The following is a 20,810-nucleotide window of genomic DNA, read 5'->3' on the forward strand; positions in this document are numbered from 1 at the left end:
CGGAGGCGGGTAGCGATTGGTGTGAATCGACAGCTTGCCGTCCGGGCGGGTGCCCGATAGCCTCTCGCCGTCAAGGTGCACGGGAAGCCGGTGGAAGACCGGCGCGGCCCTCGCCACTGTGACCGGGTAGTGATCTCTGACTGTGCCACTGGGCCCAACCAGGTCTGGGAAGGCTGGAGTGAACGTCGATCCGGAAGCCAGGAGACCGGCCTTGACACGGATCTCATCCACGAGGTGCTGGAAGGGAAGGTCATTCGATGCATATCGCCGAGGGGTATCTCCCTCCGGAACAGGCGGCGGCGTGGTTCGTCGTGTCCGCGCCCTTCGTCGTCCACGGGAGTCGGGCCCTGGTCCGGCAGGTCCGGGCAGATCCAGACTCGAAACTGCTGCTCGGTGCGGCCGGTGCCTTCACCTTCGCGCTGTCCGCATTGAAGATCCCGTCGGTGACCGGGTCGAGTTCCCACCCGACCGGCACCGGGCTGGGGGCGGTGCTGTTCCGACCGCCGGTGATGAGCGTGCTGGGCGGCATTGTGCTGCTGTTCCAGGCGCTGCTACTGGCCCACGGCGGGCTGAGCACGCTGGGCGCGAACATCTTCTCGATGGCGATCGTCGGCCCGTGGGTGGCGTATGGGAGCTACACCATGGTCCGTCGCGCTGGCGGCGGACTGGGTCCGGCGGTGTTCGCCGCTGCGGCCCTGGGCAGCCTGGCGACGTACGGTGTCACCGTCGCCCAGCTGGCCCTGGCGTTCCCCGACCCGGTCTCCGGCGTCGGCGGTGCGCTGGCGAAGTTCGGCGGGATCTTCGCCGTGACCCAGATTCCGTTGGCGATCAGCGAGGGACTGCTGACCGTTCTGGTGGTCCGCCTGCTGAGTCGGACCAGCGGAGACGACCTGCGTCGGCTCGGCCTGCTGCGCCCGGCGGCGGAGGTACGGGCATGAGGCGCTTCTCCTGGGTGAACCTGCTGTTGCTGCTCGCGGTGCTGCTCCTGGCGGTGGTGCCGCTGGCGCTCGGCCTGGGGTCGGGGGAGGAACCCTTCTCCGGCGCGGACGCCCTCGCCGAGCAGGCCATCGTGGACGACCACCCCGACTACCAGCCGTGGTTCTCGCCGATCTACGAGCCGCCGTCGGCCGAGCTGGAGTCGGCGTTCTTTGCTCTCCAGGCCGCGCTCGGCGCCGGCCTGCTCGGCTACTACTTCGGTGTCGCCCGGACCCGGCAGCGGCAGCGCGACGCGGTCGATCGGCAGCGCGGTTAGCGTGTTCGCCCTCGACATCGCCGCGCACACCGGTCCCTGGCGAGGTCGGCACCCCGCCGAGAAGGCGCTGCTCGCGCTCGGGCTGCTGGTCTGCGCGGTGGCCCTGCCCACCTGGCCCGCCGCGCTCCTGTCCGGTGGCGCCGCGGCGGTGCTGCTGGCCGCCGCACGGGTGCCACTGGTCGTGGTGCTGCGGGCGGCCCGGGTGCCGCTGTTCTTCGTGGCCACCTCCACGGTCCCGTTGCTGGTGTCGATGCCGGCTCCGGCCCGACTGGCCATCGACCCCGCCGGCCTGCCGCTGGCGGCACAGACCGCGGGCCGCTCCGTGGCGGCGTTGACCTGCCTGCTGCTGTTCACCGCCACCACACCGTTGTCGGATGTCCTGCCACGACTGCACCGGCTGGGGATCCCCCCGGCGGTCACCGAGGTTGCCGCGTTGACGTACCGGATGCTCTTCCTGCTGGTGGAGAGCGTGCATGCGGTCCGGCAGGCGCAGGCGGCGCGGCTTGGCTTCCGTACCTGGCGGACCGCCTACCGGTCGCTGGCCGGACAGGCGGGGGCGGTGTTCGTTCGGGCGTTGCACCGGGCGCGGCGGCTGGAGGAGGGACTGGCGGTACGGGGCTACACCGGTTCACTCGCCGTGCAGGTGGCGGCGCACCGGGTGTCGGTGCCGTTCGTCGCGGCGACCACGGCGTTGCTCGGCGCGATTGCCACGGTCAGCACCGGGCTGGTGTCCCCTTGGTGAACGCCTCGCTACTGGAGTTCGATGAGGTGGGCTTCGCCTACCAGCCGGGCCGATCGATCCTGGCCGGGGTCAATCTTCGGATCGACCCCGGCCAGCGGCTGGCCGTGCTGGGTCCGAACGGTGGCGGCAAGACGACGCTGTTCCGACTGGCGGCCGGCGCGCTGCGGCCCGCCACGGGCCAGATCGCCGTCGCCGGCACCCGGGTACGGCACACCCGGGCCGGTCTTCGGGAGCTGCGGCAGCAGGTGCAGCTGGTCGTGCAGGACCCGGACGACCAGCTCTTCTCCGCCAACGTCTGGCAGGATGTCTCCTTCGGACCGGTCAACCTGGGGCTTTCGGCCACGCAGGTGCGGCGGCGCTGCGACGCGGCGCTGGCGGCGCTCGGTGTGTCGGCGCTCGCCGAGCGACCCACCCATCTACTCTCCTACGGCCAGCGCAAGCGGGTGGCCATCGCCGGTGCGGTCGCGATGCACCCGCGGCTGCTCATTCTCGACGAACCGACCGCCGGGCTCGACCCGGCCGGGGTGGAAGCACTGCTGCGCACCCTGGACGACCTACACACCGCGGGTACGACGGTGGTGCTCTCTACGCACGATGTCGACCTCGCCTTCCGCTGGGCGGACGCGGTGGCGGTGGTCTCGAGCGGTGGCGTGCGGACGGTAGCCACGGCGGACGGCCTTGCCGATGGGGGCCTGCTCGCGGCGGCAGACCTGGTGCCGGCGTGGGCGCCGTTGGTGCACCGGCTCCTGGACCGGATTCCGGAGCTGGCGGGGGCCCGTCCGCGGGCGGTGACCGAACTCGCCGCGCTGCTCAACGATGCCACCGGGGATGACCGGTGATCGCCGCAACCCGACGCGTGGCGTGGCCCGGGCGGCGGTCACGCCGCCCGGCACCCGTTGGTCAGGCCGTGCTGCGTCGGCGGCGCAGTAGCACCAGGCCGCCGGCCACCAGGACCAACAGGATCCCGCCGCCGATCGCCGCCGCCGTGCCGATCCCGCCGCCGCCGCCGTCGCCGTCGTTGTCGGTCGCCGCCACCGGGCTGGTTGCCGCGGGCCCCGTCGGCGGTGTGGTGGGCTCGGCCGCGGGGGACGACCCCGCCGGCGTCGGAGCCGGCGCCTCGGCGCCAGCGGGGTCGGCGACGGTGAACGCGTACGAGCCCTGGACCGGGTGCCCGTCGGCGGAGACTACCCGGTACGCGACGGTGTAGCTGCCGTTCGCGAGAGTTCCGTCGATGCTGATCGTGCCCTTTGCCCCGGTTACCACGGGTTTACCGGTCGGGACCTTCTGCTCCTCGGCGTCGGAGAGGACGATGGTGGTGAACGCCGGATCCAGCTTCTGGAGGAATTCCAGTGTGATCTCGGTCGGCGCCTTGTCCAGCTCGGCGTTCTTGGCCGGTGTGGTGGTCTTCAGGGAATTGTGCGCGGCAGCCGGCGCGGCCGGTACGAGCAGCAGCGCGGCGGCGGCGAGGACGGCGGCGAGGAAGCCGGCGGGTCTCGGGCGGGCGTTGGTCCGCATGGTTCTCCTGTCGAGGTCAGCCGAGCAGTTGCTGGCCGATCCAGCCGCCTTCGGGGCAGCCGGGTGGGATCGCGAAGACGGCGGAGCCGATCGGGGTGGTCCACTCGTTGAGTAGGTCCCGCTCGGCCAGCCGTCGTTGGATGGGTAGGAACTGACGGGTGATGTCGGCCTGGTACGAGGCGAAGATCAGGCCGCTGTCCGCAGTGCCGTCGGCGCTGGGCACGCCGTCGTAATTGTAGGGGCGGCGCAGAATCCGGAGCCGGTCCTCGGTGACGTGGGAGCGGGTCAGGTGCGAGAAGTCCGGGATGACGGTGAGCCCGCCCGATCCGAGGGCGTGTAAGTCGGGTTCGTCGTGTTCGTCCGTGCCGGTCAGTGGCGCGCCGGTGTCGAGCCGGCGGCCGACGGACAACTCTCGGTCGGTGCGGCCGAGGAGGTCCCACGTCTCCAGGTTCATGCTGATCCGCCGGACGACCAGGGTGGTGCTGTCGCGCAGCCAGGAGGGCCCGTCCGGTACCCACACCGCGGTCTCCAGGGGAGCGCCCGGCTTCGGGTTGGCGGTGCCGTCGAGTTGGCCGAAGAGGTTGCGCTGGGTGCGCCCTGGCTCGGACCCGGCCGCGCGCCGGAAGCCTTGCTGCACCCAGGCGACGGTGGCGAAGGGGCGGCTGTCCTTCACCAGCACCCGCTGGGCGTGCGCGACGGTCAGCGGGTCGTCGGCGCAGATCTGCAGCAGCAGGTCCCCGCCGGACCAGTGGGGGGAGAGCCGGTCGATGCGGAACGCCGGGAGGGCGGCCACCGACGGTGGCCGCCGCTCGTCGGCGTTGGCCGCCGGGTAGAAACCGGGGCCGAAGCCGAAGGTCACCGTCAGCCGGGCCGGTAGCAGCCCGAGCTCCGGCTCGGTGTCGGCTAGGGCGGGACGGCCCTGGGTGAGGCGGGCGGCGTCGTCGGAGAGCAGTCGCAGCATCCGTCCCAGCGCCTCCCGGTCCGTCTCCGGCCGGAGGGCAAGCGCGACGAACGCCGCGTGTGCCTGCGGTTCGGTGGCGACCCCCGCCTGGCGGGGCCCGTGGAACGGTTCGACGGCGAGCCCGATCTCCGCCACCGGCGCCAGCTCGGCGGGGCGGGTAGCGGGGTCGTCGGAGGAGCCAACGGCGGTGACCGCCACGGTGGCGCCGAGCGCGCCACCGGCAGCCAGGGCACCGCCCGCGAGTAGACCGCGCCGGCTCACCGCGCGGGGGCCGCTCCCAGTCACGACGCTGCGCTGGGGCTCATGGACATATCCGGCATGCCGTGCTCGGGGTTGTAGCTCTCCTCCGCGCCGGTGAACGGCTTCGCCACCGCCGTAAAGGACTGGGTCCGCCCGTCGGCAAAGGTGAGGGTGAAGGTGAGCTCATCCCCGGCCCGCACCGGCTGCTGCAGATCCAGCATCATGAGGTGGTCGCCGCCGGGCTCGAGCAGGTGGCTGCTCTTCGCCTTGATCACGATGCCGCCCTCCTTGGCCCGCATGACCATCTCGCCATCCTGCATGGCCATCTCATGCAGCTCCATCGGCGACACCTCGGTGCTGACGTCGGTCAGGGTCACGTCGGCGTCGCCGTCGTTCACCAGGGTGGCGAACGCCGCGGTCATTCCCTTGTCGGCGGCCTTCACCCACGGGTCGTTGATCCCGACCACGCTGGCGGGGGCATCCGCCGCCGGAGTTGCCGTCTCCGACGGGGCGGGGTTGGTCGCCGATGGGTCGCTGGATGAGCCACAACCGGCCATGGCGGCGGTCAGCAGGGCAGCGGCGACCAGGGCGGCCGGGCGTAGGCGCCGACCGGTGACGTTGCTTGGCATGTAGGACCTCTCTGAGTTCGGTGTCGACTGTTGGTCGGTTCGGCAGGGCGGGAAAGTTCCCGGTGATTCGGTTGGCGACATCACCGGTATCGGGACGCTCAGGCCGCCGTGTTGTCCCGATGGCACGCCGAACCCGGAACGGGTGGGGGCACGAGCCGCAGCTCCGGCGGGGGCGGCTCATCCTCGGCCCGGATCCGCCAGCGGGGACGATCAGTGCGAAGGCCGGCGGGCGGGCTGTCCGGGTGCAGGCCCGGCCGAGACATGGCCACGACGATCGCATAGCCAACGAAGAGGAACCCGTGACTGACCAGCCGGGCGGTCTCCACCCGGCCGGTCATCAGGTCGTTGACCGACAGGAGCACCAGCGTGCCGACGAAGGCGCTCAACATGGGCAGCAGCCCGGTCGGCGGGGTGCGGCGGGCGGCCACGAACAGGAACCCGGCACCGACGGCGATGTTCCACGCCGCTGCCTCGTGCCACAGGTGTCCCGAGGCCAGCGGTCCGCCGGCGTGGATGTGCGGGCCCGCCGCCGCCTGACCGACCTGGGTCAGACCCAGCAGGACCTGCAGCGCCCCGGTCAGCCCGAGCGTCGCGCGCAGGGCGATCACCAGCCGCTGTCGCCACGGCGGCCGCGACGTTGACCCCGCCGGGGTCGCCGGGGCCGTTGCGGGACGTGCGGCCAGGATCACATCGGTGAGGTCGGGGCCGAGCACGCTGACCGACAGCCGGGCCCGGCGGGTGATCGCCGCCGCCTGGTCGAACCACGTCCGGCACCCACCGCAGCTGGCCAGGTGGGAGTCGGCTGCCGCCCGCTCAGCCGGGGTCTCCTCCCCGTCCAACTGCGCCGACAACACCTCGCGCCACTGCTCACACCCCATGTACCGGTAGTCGGACCGGTGCCGGCGTTGGTTCCCGTGCGGGACAGGAAGGTCTTCAGCCGGTTGCGGTGTGCCGGGCCGACCCGCCGGAGCGGGCCTGTAGTGCGACAACCAGATCTTCCCGAGCCCGGGACACCCGTGACCTGATCGTCCCGATCGGGCAGCCACACACCTGTGCGGCCTCGGCGTAGGAGAGGCCGAGAACCTGGGTGACGACGAATGCCTCCCGGCGGTCGGTCGGCAGCGCCGCGATGACCTGTTCCAGGGCGACCTGCCGGTCGAAGCCGCTCTCGTCGGCGTCGGTGATGTCGTGGGAGTCGGTCATCGGGACCGTCCGCGGACGGGACGTGGCGGTCCGCACGTGGTCCACCGCGACCCGCCGGGCGATGCTGAACAACCAGGTACGCGCGGAGGAGCGCCCGGCGAATGAGGGAAGCGACCGCAGCGCGCGCAGGTAGGTCTCCTGCGTCAGGTCATCCGCCTCGGCTGGGGAGATCAGGGCGGCCAGGAAGCGTCGGACCTGTTGTTGGGTTGCCCGGATGAAGGCGGCGGCAGCCGCCTGGTCACCGCGTCCTGCCTGGAGAGCCCACGAGGTGACATCGGTGTCGTCGGTCACGGTGGGTACCTCCGGGTCGCCGTTCGGAGCGAACGACGGGCACTAAATGCCCGTACGAGACGGCTGAGCATCGTGCTGACGGTAGCGTACGGCATTCCCGGCGCGCCGGGCTCTCGCCGGTTCTGGGCCGCCAACTGTTGTGGATCATCTCGCGGCGGTGGTTCCCGCCTCCCGGGCAGCCCGGCCCATCCGGGTGACGGCGTCGGTGAGGATGCCGGGGGAGGTGGCGAAGTTCAGCCGGACCCGGCCCGCACCACCGGTGCCGAAGGCGTGCCCGGAGCTGAGGGCCACCCGCGCGCGTTCCAGGAACAGCTGGGCCGGATCGGTGCTGACCTCGTCGGACGCGCTGTTGGGTCGAGCAATGTGTGGGCCGAGACGCCGGCAGTCCAGCCAGGCCAGGTAGGTGCCTTCGGGGCGGTGGTAGCCGACGGTGGGCAGGTGCTCGGCCAGCAGCGCCTCCAGCCTGGTGCGGTTGGCGTGGAGTCCGTCGAGGAGGCGGTCGAGCCACTCCCCGCCGGCCCGGAGGGCGGCCGTCTGCGCGACCACACCCAGGTGGCTCGGCCCGTGGCTGACCTCCTCCGGTATCCGGGCCAGCTCGGCCGCGGCGCGTGGTCCCGCGATCGCGAGTGCCGCCTTCATGCCGGCGAGGTTCCACGCCTTGGAGCCGGAGGTGACCGCGAAGGCATCCTGGGCGCCGGTCACGGTCAGGTACGGGGTGACGGCTGCCCCCGGCAGCGCCAGTGGAGCGTGGATCTCGTCGGAGATCACCCGTACGCCGTGCCGGTCGGCCAACTCGGCGACGGCCTCGAGTTCCGCGCGGCGATGTACCACCCCGGTGGGGTTGTGCGGGTTGCACAGCAGGAAGGCCGGCCGCTTGCTGCGGGCCCGGGCGCACCGGAAGGACTCGTCGAGGGCGGCGAGATCGATCCGTAGGTCGGCCCCGAGCGGGGCCTCGACGACCTGCCGTCCGGCGTGCCGGGCGAACGCGTAGAAGGGCGGATAGACGGGGGAACAGACCACCACGGTGTCGCCGGGGTCGGTCACCAGCCGGAGCACCTCGACGATGCCCAGCATCACGTCGGGTACCACCGCGGTTCGGCCGGGGGAGAAGTCGGTCCAGCCCCAGCGTTCGGCGGCGAACTCGCCGAACGCCTCCGCGTACCCCGTCGGGTGGGCATAGCCGGTGTCGCCGAGCGCGATGGCGCGCTGTAGCGCGTCGGTGACGGAGGGGGCGAGGGGGACATCCATCTCCGCCACCCAGAGCGGAAGCACGTCCGGGGCGTAGCTGCCCCACTTCACGCTGGTACGTCGCCGGAGCTGTTCCAGCGTGAGCTGGGTGAGCGGGTTCGGTACGGCGGTGGGGTGATCGTCGGAGGGTGTGGAGCGGGACATCCGCCCACCCTAGGGCGTCCGGCGGCGGGCGGACTCTCGGCACTGGTCGCCGCCGCTGGACCGTACGCCTCGGCTCGGTACGCGTTTGCCCCCGCATTGAACGACTGTTTAATCTAGCGGGGTGGCATCCGACGGCGGCATTGCCGAGACCCGGGTTGGTGGCTTCGTCACCACGGGTCCGCGCCGCGGTGCCCCCATCGCATCGGGTCCGCGCGGCGGTGCCGCCGGGATCGCGGCGCCGGCCCTCGAACGGTTCACCCAAGGGCTGCACGTCGATCGCTCAATGCTGGATGACTATCTGATGTACGTCCCGGACCCACCGGCGGCGAGGGACGCAGCAGGCACTGCATACCGGCTGTCACGCCCCCCGGCGTGAATCTTCTCCGCGGCGGCTCACCGACTCTCTGTGCGCTCCGCGTGACCGACGGCATCGGACTAACCCCGGGGCTCCAACCCTGCCCGGGGTCCTCCCTCGAACGAGGTCTACGACCATGACCACGGCAATCGATATTCAACACATCGACAAGCACTTCGGTCGCATCAAGGCACTGGACGGTCTCGACCTGCGGGTCGAGACCGGTAGCGTGCACGGCTTCCTCGGCCCCAACGGTGCCGGCAAGTCCACCACGATCCGGATCCTGCTGGGGCTGCTCCGCGCCGACCGCGGCCAGGTCCGGCTACTCGGCGGTGATCCGTGGGCCGACGCGGTGCGACTGCACCGCCGGCTCGCCTACGTCCCCGGCGACGTGGAGCTGTGGCCCAACCTGACCGGCGGCGAAGCGATCGACCTCTTCGCCCGCCTGCGCGGCGGGACCGACCCGGTTCGCCGCGACGAGCTGTGCCAACGCTTCGACCTTGATCCGCGCAAGAAGGGGCGGACCTACTCGAAGGGCAACCGGCAGAAGGTCGCCCTGATCGCGGCGCTGGCCAGCGACGTGGACCTGCTGTTGCTCGACGAGCCGACCGCCGGGCTGGACCCGCTGATGGAGGCGGTGTTTCAGGAGTGCATCCGGGAGGCCAGCGCGGCCGGCCGGACCGTTCTGCTCTCCAGCCACATCCTCGCCCAGGTCGAGGTGCTGGCCGACCAGATCTCGATCATTCGGCAGGGGCGGATCGTCGAGACCGGCTCCCTGACCGACCTGCGTCACCTGACCCGGACCTTCGTGGACGCGATTGTCGACAGTCCGGCTGCTCAGCTCGCCACCCTGGCCGGCGTACACGGGCTGCAGGACGTCGACGGCCACGTCCGCTTCGAGGTCGACGGCGAGCACCTCGCCGTCGTCGTCCGGCGGCTGGGCGAACTCGGCGTACGCGGGCTGACCGTCCGGCCGCCGACTCTGGAACAGCTGCTGCTGCGGCACTACGGCGATGAGTCGGCCCGCCACGGGGCGGTGGCGTGATGGCCACCGTGCTGGTGCGCCGTCCGGTGCTCGCGGCGCCCGGCCAGGGCGGTGGCCGGGTCACCGGGACCGGCGCGTTGCTGCGGTTCATGCTGCGCCGGGACCGGATCCGCTTCCCGGCATGGACCCTCGGCCTGACGCTGCTGATGGGGTACTTCGCGACCGCGCTGGAGACCTTCGTCGAGAGCCCGGCGGATCTGGAGGGGCTGACCGCCTTCTCCGGCAGCCCGGCCGGTGCGCTCTTCGGCGGCCCGGGATTCGGCTTCGACGACCTGACCATCGAGCGCTTCCTCGCTGGGCAGTACGGTCTCTACGTGGCCATCGGCGCGGGCCTGATGGGGCTGTTGACCGTCGTGCGGCACACCCGCGCCGAGGAGCGTTCTGGTCGGGCCGAGCTGATCCGGGCCAGCGTGGTCGGCCGGCACGCCCAGCTCACCGCCGTGCTGGTGCTCGCCGCCACGATGGCCGCGGTCGTCGCCATCCTGATCGGTGGCCTGATGGCCAGCCGGGGGTACGGCCTCGGGGGGTCGTTGCTGTTCGGTGCTTCGGTCGGTGCGGTGGCGCTGGCATTCGCCGGAGTCGCGGCGGTCACCGTCCAGCTGTCGGAGTATCCGCGGGCCGCCTCCGGCGCCGCCGGTGCCCTGCTCGGAGCCGCGTTCGTGCTGCGCGGGCTGGGTGACATGGCGGCGGTGCAGGGCGGCGGCGCGGCGTGGCTGTCCTGGCTGTCACCGGTTGGCTGGTCCCAACAGACCGCGCCGTACGTGCACGACCGCTGGTGGCCACTGGTGATCTCGCTGGCCTTCGCGGTGACCGCCGTGGCCGCCGGCTACGCGCTCTCCGCCCGCCGGGATTTCGGTGCCGGACTCGTGCCGCCCCGCCCGGGGCCGGCCCGGGCGGCGGCCTGGCTGGACGGGCCGCTCGCGCTCGCGTTCCGGCTGCACCGGGCCAGCCTGATCGGGTGGAGCGTGGGACTGCTCGCCGCCGGTCTCGCCTACGGCTCGTTCACCCAGCCGCTGCTCGACGGGTTCACCGATGCACCCGAGGACATGGTCGCCATCATGGGCGGTGCGGAGAACCTGCTGGACGGCTACCTCGGCACCATGGGGCTCACCATGGCCCTCGCCGTCGGGGTCTACGCGGTGCTCGCCATGCAGACCCTGCGCTCCGAAGAGAGCGAGGGGCGGGCCGAGTCGGTCCTCGCGACGGCCGTCAGCCGGTCGGCCTGGATCGGCAGCCACCTCGTGGTGACGGCGGTCGGCGTACCGTGGCTGTTGCTGGTCGCCGGCGCCGGTATGGGCGTCGGGGCGGCGGTGAGCACCGGCGATATCGGGTCCTTCGGTGGCCTGCTGCTCGGCCATCTGGCGCACACTCCGGCGGTCTGGCTCCTCCTCGCCGTCGCGGCGGTGCTCTATGCGGTGGCGCCGCGGGTGCTGCCGCTGATCTGGGTGGTGCTCGGCTACGGGCTGATCGTCGGGTACTTCGCCCCGATCCTCGAGATTCCCGCCAGCGCCGTGCGGCTGTCCCCCTTCGCGCACGTCGGCGAACATCCGTTGGAGCAGATCAGTGTGGTCGCGGTCCTGGTACTGACCGTGCTTGCCGCGGTGACCGCCCAGGTGGCTCACCGGGTGTTCCGGCGGGATGTGGTCGGTCGAACCTGACCGGGTTTCCGTGGGGGCGGCGAGGGGGCACCGCCCCCACGGGAACCTTCCGGCGCCCGGCCACGTCTGATCTGACATGACCAATAGTCGACTCCGTTGGACGGCGCCCGCCGTGTCGCTGCTCCTGCTCGTCACCGCCTGCGGCTCGCAGGGTGAGGCGGCCAACGCGGGCGATCCCGGCCAGCCGGAGGCGTCGCATCCCGCTGACGCGGCGGTGTTCCAGATGACCGCCATCGGTGGATTCGGGATGCCGTCCGCGCTGGCCAGCCGTATCCCGTCCGTCAGCGTCTACGGTGACGGACGGGTGATCAGTGAGGGCCCCACGACCCTGATCTACCCGGGGCCCGCGCTGCCCAACCTCCAGGTCCACCCGATCGACCCGGAGGACGTGTCGACGCTGCTGGAGTCGGCGCGGGCCGCCGGCGTGGACGGCGCGGTGGACTTCGGCACGCCGACGCTCGCCGACGCCCCGACCACCCGATTCACGGTCCGCGGCGCGAACGGCACCGAGCAGATCGACGTCCCGGCCCTCACCGAGGCGGGCGACGACGCGCCCGGCCTCACCGCCGACCAGCGCGCGGCCCGGACGCGGCTGCGGGCGTTCGTCACGTCGCTCACCAGCGATTCGGGTCCGCTGGCGCCGACCCAGGGTGACAGCGCGCAACCCTACGTGCCCACCATGCTCGCGGGCATCGCGGAACCGTACACCGATCCGGAGGGCCTAGGTCAGCCCGAGGTGGCCTGGCCCGGGCCAACGCTCCCCGGCGAGCCCCTCGGTGCCGACACCGGGCCGGGCTGTGTGACCGTCACCGGCGATGCGTTGCAGACGCTGCTCGCGGCGGCGGCGGAGACCACGGCGGCGGCGCCGTGGACCTCGGACGGCAAGAGCTGGATGGTGCAGCTGCGACCGTTGCTGCCGGACGAGACGAACTGCGGGGATCTCGTGGCCAAGGACTGACGCTGGCCCCGGCCGGGCAGCGCGAGCCACCCGGGGGATTGCGGTGGCGAACGCGAGGACTGATCATGTGCTGCCATGGACTCGGCATTGACCCTGATCGGACTGCCCGTCGCGCTCGGCATCATCATGCTCGGCCTGGGCCTCGGGCTGACCGTGGCGGACTTCCGCCGGGTGGCCCGCTATCCGAAAGCCGCCCTCATCGCCCTGGTGTGCCAGGTGCTGGTGCTGCCGGCGCTCTGCTTCGGGCTGGTGCTCGCCTTCGACCTGGCCCCGGAGCTTGCCCTCGGGATGATGCTGCTGGCCGCGTCCCCCGGGGGCACGACGGCGAACCTCTTCAGCCACCTGTTCGGTGGACACGTCGCCCTCAACATCACCCTGACCGCCATCAATTCGGTGCTGGCCGTGGTCACCCTGCCGATCGTGGTCAACCTCTCGGCGGCGTACTTCCTCGCCGACAGCGGGGGTCTGGGTCTGCAGTTCGACAAGGTGCTGCAGGTCTTCGCCATCGTGCTCATCCCGGTCGCGATCGGCATGCTGATCCGGGCCCGGGCGCCCCACGCCGCCGTACGCCTGGACCGGCCGGTCCGGGTCCTGTCGGTCGTGGTGCTCGTCGCGGTGGTCGTCGGCACGGTGCTGAACGAACGGGAGAACCTCGCCGACTACTTCGTCTCGGTCGGCCTGGTGGTGTTGGCGTTCAACGTGCTCAGCCTCGCAGTCGGATACGGGGTGCCCCGGCTGGCCGGGGTTGATCGGGGCGCCGCGACCGCGTCCGGATTCGAGATCGGCATCCACAACAGCACCCTGGCGATCACCGTCGCGCTCAGCCCGGCGTTGCTCGACAACACCCGGATGGCCGTCCCCGGTGCGGTCTACGGCATCGTCATGTTCTTCACCGCCGCGGCCTTCGGTCTTCTGGTGACCCGCACCGGAGCCCGGTCGGAGGGGCCGGTTGGCCGGAATCCGTAGCAGCGGGGGATGGTAGACATTCGGCGTGGTGGAGCGGAGTAGGACCGGTGAGCGTGGCATCGAGGACGCGGTTCTGGACGCCGCCCGGGACTGCGTCCTCGCCTACGGCGTACGTCGCACGACCGTGACCGACGTGGCGCGTCGCGCCGGGGTCTCCCGGATGACCGTCTACCGGCGCTGGCCGGACGCGCAGTCGCTGATCGGCGATCTGATGACCCGAGAGTGGCAGCAGGTGCTGCTGGCCACGACGACCGACGAGGGTACGGGACACGCGCGATCCCGTCTGGTCGAGCGGGTGGTGGCGGGAGCACGGGTGATGCGGGAGCACCCGCTGCTGTGCAAGATCCGCGATGTCGATCCGGAGGTGCTGATCCCGTACCTCCTCGACCGGCGCGGCGCGGGCCAGGAGGAGATGCTGCGGTTCCTGGTGGACGCCGTCGCCCACGGCCGGGTCGACGGCTCGGTCCGGCCCGGTGAGGCCGAGACCATGGCCCGGGTTGTCCTGCTGACCACGCAGTCCTTCGTGCTCTCCGCCCGGATCGTCGCCGACGGTCTTCCCACCGCCAGCCTGGACCGGGAGCTGGCCCGGTTGGTGGACGGTTACCTGCGGCCGGACTAGGACTTCTGATCTCCTGCATGGTCAGAGGTGGCCGGTAGCAGGCGGTCGAAGTTCATGGGCGAGCCGGACCGCTGTCGTGAACGCAGTTGTCCAGGGGAAGGCCTTCTGCCGCTCGTTGCCGTTGCCGGGCGGGTGCGGTTCCCACTGGTCGTCGGGGCCGAGCAGGACGTGTACCCCCTCGTCGCGGAGGCTGGCCACGGCGTGCTGGAACGGCGCCCGCGCGGCGAGGGCGGCGTTGACGAACGGGACGATGACGGTCGGTACCTGCCTGCCGATCAGCTCGGCGACTGAGGTCATGGCGTAGTTGTCCGCTAGACCGAGGGCGATCTTGTTGATCGAGTTGTAGGTTGCGGGGGCGATGACCAGGGCGTCGGTGGCGGGAAGCGACCGGCGGGTGCCGGGTGACGTTTGGTAGGTCGACCGGACCGGATGGCCGGTGAGGCTTTCCAGTGGCTGCGGTTCGATGAAGTTCATCGCGCTCGGGGTGGCGGTGACCGTCGCTGTCCAGGATCGGCCCTGTGCGGTCTTGACCAGCTGGGCCGCGTTGGTGGCCGGGCCGGCGCCACAGACGACGATCTGGAGGTGACCACCGGTCACAGCGCAATCCCGGCGCTCTGGGCGAAGTCAGTATCGGCGTTCCCGCCGGCATCCCGCCGTGCGGCACCCGCAGCTGCACCGCTGGTGCCCACCGTACGCAGGGCCTCGAAGCGTGCCCGTGCCTCGGGTGCGGCTCGGGACAGCACGGTGTCCAACGCGGCCTGCATGTCGGCGCGGGGAAGCACCTTGTCCCCCTGGCTGCTCCACTTGGCCACGGTCCGCCGCGCTGCGCCGAGGTGCTCGGCGAACCCGGTCATGCTCATCCGTAGCGCATGTCGCAGCGCGTTGGCGTCCCGGCCGGTCCAGGTCGTCACCGTCGTCATCGCATGTCCTTCCGGAGCGGACAGTTCATCGGTGGAGGTGATGCTAGCCGCACATGGGGTGACGGTAGGTGCACTGCGTGTGCATCGCCGAGACGTTCCGGCCGTGCACCGACCGGGCCAGCCTGGTTGTGCCGACGCAACCGATCCTGCGTCCGCTCTGGCTGTGCCGCCGATGCGGGCAGCCGTGGCCCTGCGGCGCGGCGAAGCTCGCGCTCCTGGCTGAGTATCGAGAAGTGCCGGTGAGTCTGTTCCGCTACCTGGCTTGCTGCCTGCACGACGCGATCGACGACCTGCACCGGCTCAACCCGAGCGTCACGGGCAGCGCCGCCGACCTGTTCGACCGGTTCCTCGGCTGGCCTGCCCGGGTGGCGTGCCCTCCCCGCGCTGATTAGTTAGCCGGCTCGGTGTGTGCCAGCACCGAGCCGGTACGGCTACGGCACCAGGATGCCGGGGTTGAGGATGCCGGCCGGATCCAGCTGCCGCTTGACTGTGCGGAGCAGGTCAACGGCGAGCTCCCCGATCTCGGCCGCGTACCAGTCGCGGTGATCGGTGCCGACTCCGTGATGGTGGGTGATCGTGCCCCCGGCGCGGGCGATCGCGTCGCTGGCCGCCGCCTTCGCGGTGCGCCACCGGTCGATCGGATCGGGACCGGGGGAGCAGATCACGGTGAAGTACAGCGAGGCGCCGGTCTCGTAGACGTGGGAGACGTGCGCCAGCACCAGTGCGCCCTCCGGTAGCGCGTCCAGGATCGCCGCCCGGACCCGCTCGTGCACCTCGGGCAGCCGAGACCAGTACGCCGCGGTCTCCAGGGTCTCCGCGAACGCCCCCGCGTCCAGCAGCGCGTCGCGCAGGTACGGAGCGTCGAAGCGGTGCCGCTGCCACTGCCGTCCCGGTTCGGCGCCCAGCGGTTGGCCGTCCTGCGCCGCCAGCACCGCGGCGGCCGTCTCGGCGGTGGCGTGAACCTGCTCGCCCTCGTACCCGATGACCAGTAGGCAGCCCCCGTCGGATTGGCCCTGACCGCCCGCCCCGACCAGGGTTTCGACCTCGTCGGAGAGCCGCAGTACCGTGGCCTGCGGCCCCTCCTGCGCCAACCTCCGTACGGCGTGCAGCCCGGCGGGGAAGGAGTCGAACCGCCAGCCCTCGTAGTGGGTCTGCGCCGGGATCGGTCGCACCCGTACGGTGACGTCGGTGATGACGCCCAGTGTTCCTTCGCTGCCCAGGAAGAGCTGTCGCAGGTCGGGGCCGGCGGCGGAGGCGGGGGCACGTCCCACCCGGATGGTGCCGCGGGGGGTGGCGACGGTCAGTGCGGTCACCAGGTCGTCGAAGCGGCCGTACCCGGTTGACGCCTGCCCGCAGGAGCGGGTGGCGGCGAAGCCGCCGATGGTGGCGTATTCATAGGACTGGGGAACGTGGCCGAGGGTGAGCCCGTGCTCGGCGAGCAACTCCGCGGCGCGGGGGGTGGGGAGTCCCGCCTGGAGGGTCGCGGTGCGGGAGACGGCGTCAACGGCGAGGACCCCGTCCAGTCGGCTCAGGTCGATGGTGACGTGTGCCGGCGCGGTCGGTGTTAGGCCGCCGACGACCGAGGTGCCGCCACCGAAGGGGACCACGGCCACCCGGTGCTGGGAGCAGAGCTCGAGTAGGGCGAGGACCTCGGCGTGGTCGGCCGGGCGGACCACCGCCTGTGGGGCGTGGTGGAGTCGGCCCCGACGCCGTCGTAGTAGGTCGGGTGTGGATAGACCGGTGGCGTGGCGGGCTCGCACCGGCCGGGAGGTCAGCACGTGCTCGGTGCCGACGGCCTCCCGGAGTGCGGCCAGGACCGCTCCGCCGGGTTCGGCCGCGGGCAGCGCGACGTCGGGCAGGGGCACGGCTGGGGGTGCGGGGGTCAGCTCCAGTAGCTGCGCCAGGAGTTCCGACGCGGATTCCGGTAGGGGCTGTGCTTCCGAGGCCGCCCCCCAGCGGGTCCACCGGTCGGCGTCTTCCCCAGCTTCATTCATTGTGACACAGTGACATTCGTTGTCACTTTTCCGCAAGGGGGGTGTGCGCGTGGACGCCACGCTGACCGGGCCACGCCGGGACCGGGAACTCGCCGAGTTGGCCGGTGGTGCCGGCGTTGACCTCCTCGTCGTCGGGCTCGGCGTCACCGGCGCGGGCGTGGCGCTGGACGCGGCCAGCCGCGGCCTCTCCGTGGCCGCCGTCGAGGCCGAGGACCTGGCCCACGGCACGTCCCGCTGGAGTTCCAAGCTGGTCCATGGTGGACTGCGCTACCTCGCCCACGGTCAGGTACGCGTCGCGTACGAGAGTGCGGTCGAACGTCACGTCCTGATGACCCGCACCGCCCCGCACCTGATCCGGGCACTGCCGATGTTGCTACCCACCACCGACTACACCGTCGGTTGGCGGGACCGGGCCGCGACGGTGGGGCTGCGCATCGGCGACCTGCTGCGCCTCAGCGCGGGAACCACCCGCCGGACCCTGCCGGGAACCCGACGGCTCGGCCCGGCCGAGGCGGGCGCGATGGCACCGGGGTTGCGCCGGGTCGGCCTCCGCGGCGCCCGGCTGTCCTGGGACGGCCAACTCTGCGACGACGCCCGGCTCGTGGTCGGCCTGGCCCGTGCGGCGGCGGCGCGTTCCGCCCGCATCCTGCCCCGCGCCCGGGTGGTCGCCCTGCACGGCGACGGCGCCACCGTCGAGGACACCCGCACCGGGGAGACGCTGCACATCGCTGCCCGCGCCGTGATCAACGCCACCGGGGTCTGGGCAAGCAGCCTGACTCCACACGTGCGCCTGCGGCCCTCCCGCGGCACCCACCTCGTGCTGCCCGCCGCAGCGTTGGATGGGCTCTGGGCCGGTCTGACCATCCCGGTCCCCGGCGAGTTCACCCGCTACGTACTCGTGCTGCCCCAGCCCGATGGCCTGGTCTACGTCGGGCTGACCGACGAGCCGCTGGCCGGACCCATCCCGGACGTACCGGAGCCGACCGAGGCCGACATCGCGTTCTTGCTCCACGTGCTGAACGGCGTCCTCGACCGGCCACTACACCGCGGCGACGTCCTCGGTGCCTACGCCGGGCTCCGGCCGCTGCTCGCCGACGCCGCCGACCGTACCGCCGACCTCTCCCGGCAGCACGCCGTCATCGACGATCCGGACGGGGTGATCAGCATCGTCGGCGGAAAGCTCACCACCTATCGGCGGATGGCCGAGGAGGCGGTGGACACCGCGGTGCGTCGTCGGAACCTGACCGCAGGTGTCTGCCGTACTCGCCGTCTCCCGCTCCCGGGCGCCGCGAGCCCCGCCGACCTGGCGCGGGTCCCGGCCCCCCGGCGGCTGGTCGCCCGCTACGGTGTCGAGGCGGTCAACGTCCTGGCCGAGGCGCCGGCGCATCTCCACCGGCCGATCGGTGCAGGGATCCCGGTGACCGGCGCCGAGCTACTCTGGGCCGCCCGGCACGAACTCGCCCGTACGGTTGACGATCTGTTGGACCGGCGAACCCGCCTCGGTCTCGTTCCTGCCTACCGGGACGCGGCGCTGCCGGTGGCGGCTGAGGTCCTGGAACTCGCCGCGATCCGATGACACCGGTGTCGTACGCTGGCTCGCCGCCAGGCTGGACGCCTACCCGTCACCGGTCGGCTCGACCCGGACCTCACCCGACGTCCGGATGCGTCGGCGGTCCTCACGGACGGCGTACCGGATCGATTGGAGCGAGGCGTCCGGCGCGAAGATCAGTGCGTACCAGCGATCCAGTGTGGTGCGAAGGTGGGCGATGCTGGCCTGGAGCCGACGGCTTCGCTCATCCGAGGCGCGTAGCTGCTCCCGGATGGTCTGCGCCTCGGCCTCCAACTCGGCCATCCGGATTCGCATCGGCTGCACCAGGGTCAGGGCGGAATCCGTGATCACATCAGCCGCCTCGGCGCGGAACTTTCCCCGCTTCACCACCACCGCGGCGATGGTCGCGAATCCGCCAGCGCCGCCCAGGACGCCGAGTACCGACAGCACGACCTGGAGCCACTGTGGGGCGGCAGCGGCTGCGTCGGTCGCGGGTGGAGGTGGCGGGGGTGGGGGTGGGGCTGTCATGGGAACTCACCAGCCAGGTCCGGGGCTGGGCGTTCTGGCTCGACCAGCCGGAATAGATCGTGTAGGAGCTCTCCGCCCCGCCACCATGAAGCGAGCGCCACCGCGGTTAGGAAGGAGATGGAGGTGACGGCCGCCAGCCCGCCGCTCACCCCCATGGTGATCGCGTACATGCTGGTGACAGTGCCGAGCATCAGCATGGCCGCCAGTTCCAGCCCGAGCCCGGTGGCGTACCGGCCTGGCCACAACAGCCCGGCGATGCCGATTAGGCCGGCGACGACCAGCCCCAGCTGCCAGCCGATGCGGATCGGCTCGGGCATGGCGACCCCCAACGAAGGCGGCGCCCCCAGGACGAGCATCACCGTGCCGCACATGGGCGAGGTGAAGACGATGGCGTTCTCGAAGGGCCGTCGATTTCGCCAGTTCAGCCTTTTCCGCACCGCAGCTCCTCAAGTGGTCACTCGCCGAGCCGATCTCAGGGGCACACTCGGACCGGCGCTGCGCGAGGAGGGGATGACGACGAGCGTCATTGATTGCCGATAGATCAGTCATATCACCCGGCGGAGCTGTCGCCCAAGAGATGCCGAGATCTGACAAAACTGCAGGTCAGTAGGGGTGTGGCGGCGATTTGGGCCCGGGTGGTCCTCAGCGCCGCTGAGCCGCCGCGCAGTCCACGGTGAGCTTGCCCTCGTCGATCACGGTCAGCGCTGGCGGCGTCCATGCTGCGCTACTCGCAGGGTGTTGCACACGTCAGCCACGCCCGGGATATCCCACGCGAGTTCGCCCGCGACCTGCCGGGTTTCGAGGTCGGCGATGGTGCCGGCCAGGATGATCACCCGGTTCTGCGCGGTAACGGTGATCTGCTGGCGACGCGTCGTCCAGTCAGTTTGGAGTCGCTGGGCGGCTATCGCGGCGAGCCGAGCGTCCTCGTCGTGGTGCGCCGGCGGGTCCCAGGCCGGGTGGAACGGGTCGTCGTCGGGCGAGGGCCAGGGCGTGAACATGTGGCAGTCCTCATCGCTGGAGCTGGCAGCGGGGTGCGGCCGGTCGCGGGGTCGCGACGCGCCCGTCGGCTGTTCACACCAGCACCTTGGGTTCGTTCGTGGGGTTTGGTTGGTCGGTCACGACGGGGAAGGCGGTGTCTAGGCGCATCGTGTGTAGCACGGTCAACACGAACCGGGAGGGCGCGTGGAGGCACAGCTCCGCGCCGTGCTGACGAGCCTCCTGCCGGGCCCGGACGAGCAAGCCGAGGCCGACGGAGTCGATCTGCTCGACGGCGGAGAGGTCAACGACCACGCGTCCCTCGTGCTCGGTGGCCTTGCTCAGCGCGGTGCGTAACGGGTCCGTCGTCGTGGTGGCCTCGACAACCTCATCGTGGTCGGCAGCCCCGAGCGGCTGGGCGGGGGCGGCTCGGCCGGGCGGGGGCGGGGGTGGGGTGCATCCGGCGCACCGGTGTGGACCGGTGGCGAACGGAGACCCGCTCCAGCCATGCTCGGACACGAGTGTCCAGACCACCTCGTCGTCGGGTAGCACGACGGCCGTGCTGGCGGCGGTCTCTCCGCAACCATCGCAGATCAGGGTCATCATGTTGTCGTCCGGCACGACCGTCATGGTTGGTTCCCTTCCTGGTCCGTCGGCGCCGAGGGGTCAGCGGCGGTACGCCACCGGCGGATGGACCGCCTCGTTGGCTCCGGCGTATGCCTCGCTGTTATGACCGCGAGGGTAGCCGCGGCGCCGGCGAAGCCGGCCTGCACGGCCAGCCGCAGTCCGGAGGGAGCAGCGACATCGACGCCAACGACCCGGGCGGTGATGGTGCCGAGCAGGGCGGCACCGAGGCCCACGGCGACGGCCAGCCACACCGGGGCAGCGTCCCGGCCCGGGAGAACGAATCGCCCGAGTAGGCCGACGAAAACGCCGACGAAAGCGCCGATGACGAGGGCGTGGATGAGGGCGTTGCCGGTCACTGCTGCCTCCTCTCAGCGGGATGGGGTCGGCGTTG

25 protein-coding genes, 1 pseudogene and 1 riboswitch are annotated in these 20,810 nt (G+C 71.6%); of the genes and pseudogenes, 12 read left to right on the plus strand and 14 right to left on the minus strand.

Annotated elements, in window-relative coordinates:
* Nucleotides 1–56 precede the first annotated feature (56 nt).
* Nucleotides 57–228: riboswitch (cobalamin riboswitch) on the plus strand.
* A 29-nt stretch (nt 229–257) separates the two neighbouring features.
* Genes T398_RS09320 through T398_RS09335 form a run of 4 tightly spaced genes read left to right on the plus strand, consistent with a single transcriptional unit; the run spans nt 258 to nt 2,833 of the window.
* Nucleotides 258–938 carry an energy-coupling factor ABC transporter permease gene (locus T398_RS09320; RefSeq protein WP_018215767.1) on the plus strand — a complete coding sequence of 227 codons (681 nt, stop codon included), beginning with the start codon at nt 258–260 and terminating at the stop codon, nt 936–938.
* Nucleotides 935–1,252 (plus strand): energy-coupling factor ABC transporter substrate-binding protein, encoded by a 318-nt coding sequence (locus tag T398_RS09325; protein WP_496445929.1) that lies wholly within the window; start codon nt 935–937, stop codon nt 1,250–1,252. Before T398_RS09320 ends, T398_RS09325 begins: the two co-directional genes overlap by 4 nt.
* 1 nt (nt 1,253) lies before the next feature.
* Nucleotides 1,254–1,994, plus strand: a complete 741-nt coding sequence (gene cbiQ, locus T398_RS09330; RefSeq protein WP_496445930.1) for a cobalt ECF transporter T component CbiQ — start codon at nt 1,254–1,256, stop codon at nt 1,992–1,994.
* Nucleotides 1,991–2,833 (plus strand): energy-coupling factor ABC transporter ATP-binding protein, encoded by an 843-nt coding sequence (locus T398_RS09335; protein ID WP_496445931.1) that lies wholly within the window; start codon nt 1,991–1,993, stop codon nt 2,831–2,833. The genes cbiQ and T398_RS09335 overlap by 4 nt, the downstream gene beginning before the upstream one ends.
* A 61-nt stretch (nt 2,834–2,894) precedes the next feature.
* Here the strand turns inward: T398_RS09335 and T398_RS09340 are convergent, their stop codons facing one another.
* The 6 genes from T398_RS09340 to T398_RS09365 all read right to left on the minus strand — a co-directional run bounded on the left by T398_RS09340 (nt 2,895) and on the right by T398_RS09365 (nt 8,225).
* Nucleotides 2,895–3,509 carry a copper resistance CopC family protein gene (locus T398_RS09340; RefSeq protein WP_496445932.1) on the minus strand — a complete coding sequence of 205 codons (615 nt, stop codon included), beginning with the start codon at nt 3,507–3,509 and terminating at the stop codon, nt 2,895–2,897.
* Nucleotides 3,510–3,525: 16 nt separating this feature from the next.
* The gene (locus T398_RS09345) at nt 3,526–4,755 is read right to left on the minus strand and encodes a Dyp-type peroxidase (protein ID WP_496445933.1); all 1,230 of its coding nucleotides are present in this window, start codon (nt 4,753–4,755) and stop codon (nt 3,526–3,528) included.
* Entirely contained in the window at nt 4,752–5,339 is a 588-nt protein-coding gene (locus tag T398_RS09350; protein ID WP_496445934.1) for a copper chaperone PCu(A)C, read from the minus strand. Before T398_RS09350 ends, T398_RS09345 begins: the two co-directional genes overlap by 4 nt.
* Before the next feature lie 98 nt (nt 5,340–5,437).
* Nucleotides 5,438–6,217 (minus strand): zf-HC2 domain-containing protein, encoded by a 780-nt coding sequence (locus T398_RS09355; protein WP_496445935.1) that lies wholly within the window; start codon nt 6,215–6,217, stop codon nt 5,438–5,440.
* 55 nt (nt 6,218–6,272) lie between these two features.
* A complete protein-coding gene (locus T398_RS09360; protein WP_496445936.1) occupies nt 6,273–6,833 on the minus strand; it encodes a sigma-70 family RNA polymerase sigma factor in 561 nt (186 codons plus the stop codon).
* A 144-nt stretch (nt 6,834–6,977) separates the two neighbouring features.
* Complete coding sequence (locus T398_RS09365; RefSeq protein WP_496445937.1) at nt 6,978–8,225, minus strand: MalY/PatB family protein; 1,248 nt, start codon at nt 8,223–8,225, stop codon at nt 6,978–6,980.
* 121 nt (nt 8,226–8,346) lie between these two features.
* On the opposite strand from T398_RS09365, the gene T398_RS09370 reads away from it, so the two are divergent.
* The 6 genes from T398_RS09370 to T398_RS09395 all read left to right on the plus strand — a co-directional run bounded on the left by T398_RS09370 (nt 8,347) and on the right by T398_RS09395 (nt 13,826).
* Nucleotides 8,347–8,601, plus strand: a complete 255-nt coding sequence (locus T398_RS09370) for a hypothetical protein (RefSeq protein ID WP_496445938.1) — start codon at nt 8,347–8,349, stop codon at nt 8,599–8,601.
* Between the two features lie 115 nt (nt 8,602–8,716).
* On the plus strand, nt 8,717–9,625 hold the full coding sequence (locus T398_RS09375; RefSeq protein WP_496445939.1) for an ABC transporter ATP-binding protein: 909 nt from the start codon (nt 8,717–8,719) through the stop codon (nt 9,623–9,625).
* Nucleotides 9,625–11,283: an ABC transporter permease gene (locus T398_RS09380; RefSeq protein WP_496445940.1), complete on the plus strand. Its 1,659-nt coding sequence runs from the start codon at nt 9,625–9,627 to the stop codon at nt 11,281–11,283. Before T398_RS09375 ends, T398_RS09380 begins: the two co-directional genes overlap by 1 nt.
* Nucleotides 11,284–11,359: 76 nt before the next feature.
* Nucleotides 11,360–12,241: a hypothetical protein gene (locus T398_RS09385; protein WP_496445941.1), complete on the plus strand. Its 882-nt coding sequence runs from the start codon at nt 11,360–11,362 to the stop codon at nt 12,239–12,241.
* 75 nt (nt 12,242–12,316) lie between these two features.
* Entirely contained in the window at nt 12,317–13,207 is an 891-nt protein-coding gene (locus T398_RS09390) for a bile acid:sodium symporter family protein (RefSeq protein ID WP_496445942.1), read from the plus strand.
* 25 nt (nt 13,208–13,232) lie between these two features.
* Nucleotides 13,233–13,826, plus strand: a complete 594-nt coding sequence (locus T398_RS09395) for a TetR/AcrR family transcriptional regulator (RefSeq protein WP_496445943.1) — start codon at nt 13,233–13,235, stop codon at nt 13,824–13,826.
* 21 nt (nt 13,827–13,847) lie between these two features.
* Here T398_RS09395 and T398_RS09400 read toward each other — a convergent pair whose 3' ends face one another.
* Complete coding sequence (locus T398_RS09400; protein ID WP_496445944.1) at nt 13,848–14,423, minus strand: flavoprotein; 576 nt, start codon at nt 14,421–14,423, stop codon at nt 13,848–13,850.
* Between the two features lie 29 nt (nt 14,424–14,452).
* Nucleotides 14,453–14,746, minus strand: a pseudogene (locus tag T398_RS09405) (hypothetical protein); the annotation flags it as partial.
* A gap of 146 nt (nt 14,747–14,892) precedes the next feature.
* Here T398_RS09405 and T398_RS09410 point away from each other — a divergent pair.
* On the plus strand, nt 14,893–15,138 hold the full coding sequence (locus T398_RS09410) for a hypothetical protein (protein WP_496446029.1): 246 nt from the start codon (nt 14,893–14,895) through the stop codon (nt 15,136–15,138).
* Between the two features lie 39 nt (nt 15,139–15,177).
* Here the strand turns inward: T398_RS09410 and T398_RS09415 are convergent, their stop codons facing one another.
* On the minus strand, nt 15,178–16,740 hold the full coding sequence (locus T398_RS09415) for an FAD-binding oxidoreductase (RefSeq protein WP_496445945.1): 1,563 nt from the start codon (nt 16,738–16,740) through the stop codon (nt 15,178–15,180).
* A 49-nt stretch (nt 16,741–16,789) separates the two neighbouring features.
* Here T398_RS09415 and T398_RS09420 point away from each other — a divergent pair, with 49 nt between their 5' ends.
* Nucleotides 16,790–18,316, plus strand: a complete 1,527-nt coding sequence (locus T398_RS09420) for a glycerol-3-phosphate dehydrogenase/oxidase (RefSeq protein ID WP_496445946.1) — start codon at nt 16,790–16,792, stop codon at nt 18,314–18,316.
* Nucleotides 18,317–18,355: 39 nt separating this feature from the next.
* Here T398_RS09420 and T398_RS09425 read toward each other — a convergent pair whose 3' ends face one another.
* The 5 genes from T398_RS09425 to T398_RS09445 form a co-directional block, all read right to left on the minus strand.
* A complete protein-coding gene (locus T398_RS09425; RefSeq protein ID WP_496446031.1) occupies nt 18,356–18,739 on the minus strand; it encodes a hypothetical protein in 384 nt (127 codons plus the stop codon).
* Between the two features lie 74 nt (nt 18,740–18,813).
* Nucleotides 18,814–19,254 (minus strand): hypothetical protein, encoded by a 441-nt coding sequence (locus T398_RS09430; protein ID WP_496445947.1) that lies wholly within the window; start codon nt 19,252–19,254, stop codon nt 18,814–18,816.
* 261 nt (nt 19,255–19,515) lie between these two features.
* Nucleotides 19,516–19,815 carry a BON domain-containing protein gene (locus T398_RS09435; RefSeq protein ID WP_496445948.1) on the minus strand — a complete coding sequence of 100 codons (300 nt, stop codon included), beginning with the start codon at nt 19,813–19,815 and terminating at the stop codon, nt 19,516–19,518.
* 73 nt (nt 19,816–19,888) lie between these two features.
* Nucleotides 19,889–20,422: an STAS domain-containing protein gene (locus T398_RS09440; RefSeq protein WP_496445949.1), complete on the minus strand. Its 534-nt coding sequence runs from the start codon at nt 20,420–20,422 to the stop codon at nt 19,889–19,891.
* Entirely contained in the window at nt 20,419–20,775 is a 357-nt protein-coding gene (locus T398_RS09445) for a hypothetical protein (RefSeq protein WP_496445950.1), read from the minus strand. The genes T398_RS09440 and T398_RS09445 overlap by 4 nt, the downstream gene beginning before the upstream one ends.
* Between the last annotated feature and the right edge of the window lie 35 nt (nt 20,776–20,810).

Source organism: Salinispora goodfellowii (assembly GCF_059570675.1).

What these genes read in the sequence shown, in the direction of transcription:
- T398_RS09320 (WP_018215767.1), top strand. Translation starts at nt 258, where the DNA reads ATGCATATCGCCGAGGGGTATCTCCCTCCGGAACAGGCGGCGGCGTGG.
- T398_RS09325 (WP_496445929.1), top strand. Translation starts at nt 935, where the DNA reads ATGAGGCGCTTCTCCTGGGTGAACCTGCTGTTGCTGCTCGCGGTGCTG.
- T398_RS09340 (WP_496445932.1), bottom strand. Translation starts at nt 3,509, where the DNA reads ATGCGGACCAACGCCCGCCCGAGACCCGCCGGCTTCCTCGCCGCCGTC.
- T398_RS09350 (WP_496445934.1), bottom strand. Translation starts at nt 5,339, where the DNA reads ATGCCAAGCAACGTCACCGGTCGGCGCCTACGCCCGGCCGCCCTGGTC.
- T398_RS09355 (WP_496445935.1), bottom strand. Translation starts at nt 6,217, where the DNA reads ATGGGGTGTGAGCAGTGGCGCGAGGTGTTGTCGGCGCAGTTGGACGGG.
- T398_RS09365 (WP_496445937.1), bottom strand. Translation starts at nt 8,225, where the DNA reads ATGTCCCGCTCCACACCCTCCGACGATCACCCCACCGCCGTACCGAAC.
- T398_RS09375 (WP_496445939.1), top strand. Translation starts at nt 8,717, where the DNA reads ATGACCACGGCAATCGATATTCAACACATCGACAAGCACTTCGGTCGC.
- T398_RS09380 (WP_496445940.1), top strand. Translation starts at nt 9,625, where the DNA reads ATGGCCACCGTGCTGGTGCGCCGTCCGGTGCTCGCGGCGCCCGGCCAG.
- T398_RS09385 (WP_496445941.1), top strand. Translation starts at nt 11,360, where the DNA reads ATGACCAATAGTCGACTCCGTTGGACGGCGCCCGCCGTGTCGCTGCTC.
- T398_RS09390 (WP_496445942.1), top strand. Translation starts at nt 12,317, where the DNA reads ATGGACTCGGCATTGACCCTGATCGGACTGCCCGTCGCGCTCGGCATC.
- T398_RS09415 (WP_496445945.1), bottom strand. Translation starts at nt 16,740, where the DNA reads ATGAATGAAGCTGGGGAAGACGCCGACCGGTGGACCCGCTGGGGGGCG.
- T398_RS09435 (WP_496445948.1), bottom strand. Translation starts at nt 19,815, where the DNA reads ATGTTCACGCCCTGGCCCTCGCCCGACGACGACCCGTTCCACCCGGCC.
- T398_RS09440 (WP_496445949.1), bottom strand. Translation starts at nt 20,422, where the DNA reads ATGACGGTCGTGCCGGACGACAACATGATGACCCTGATCTGCGATGGT.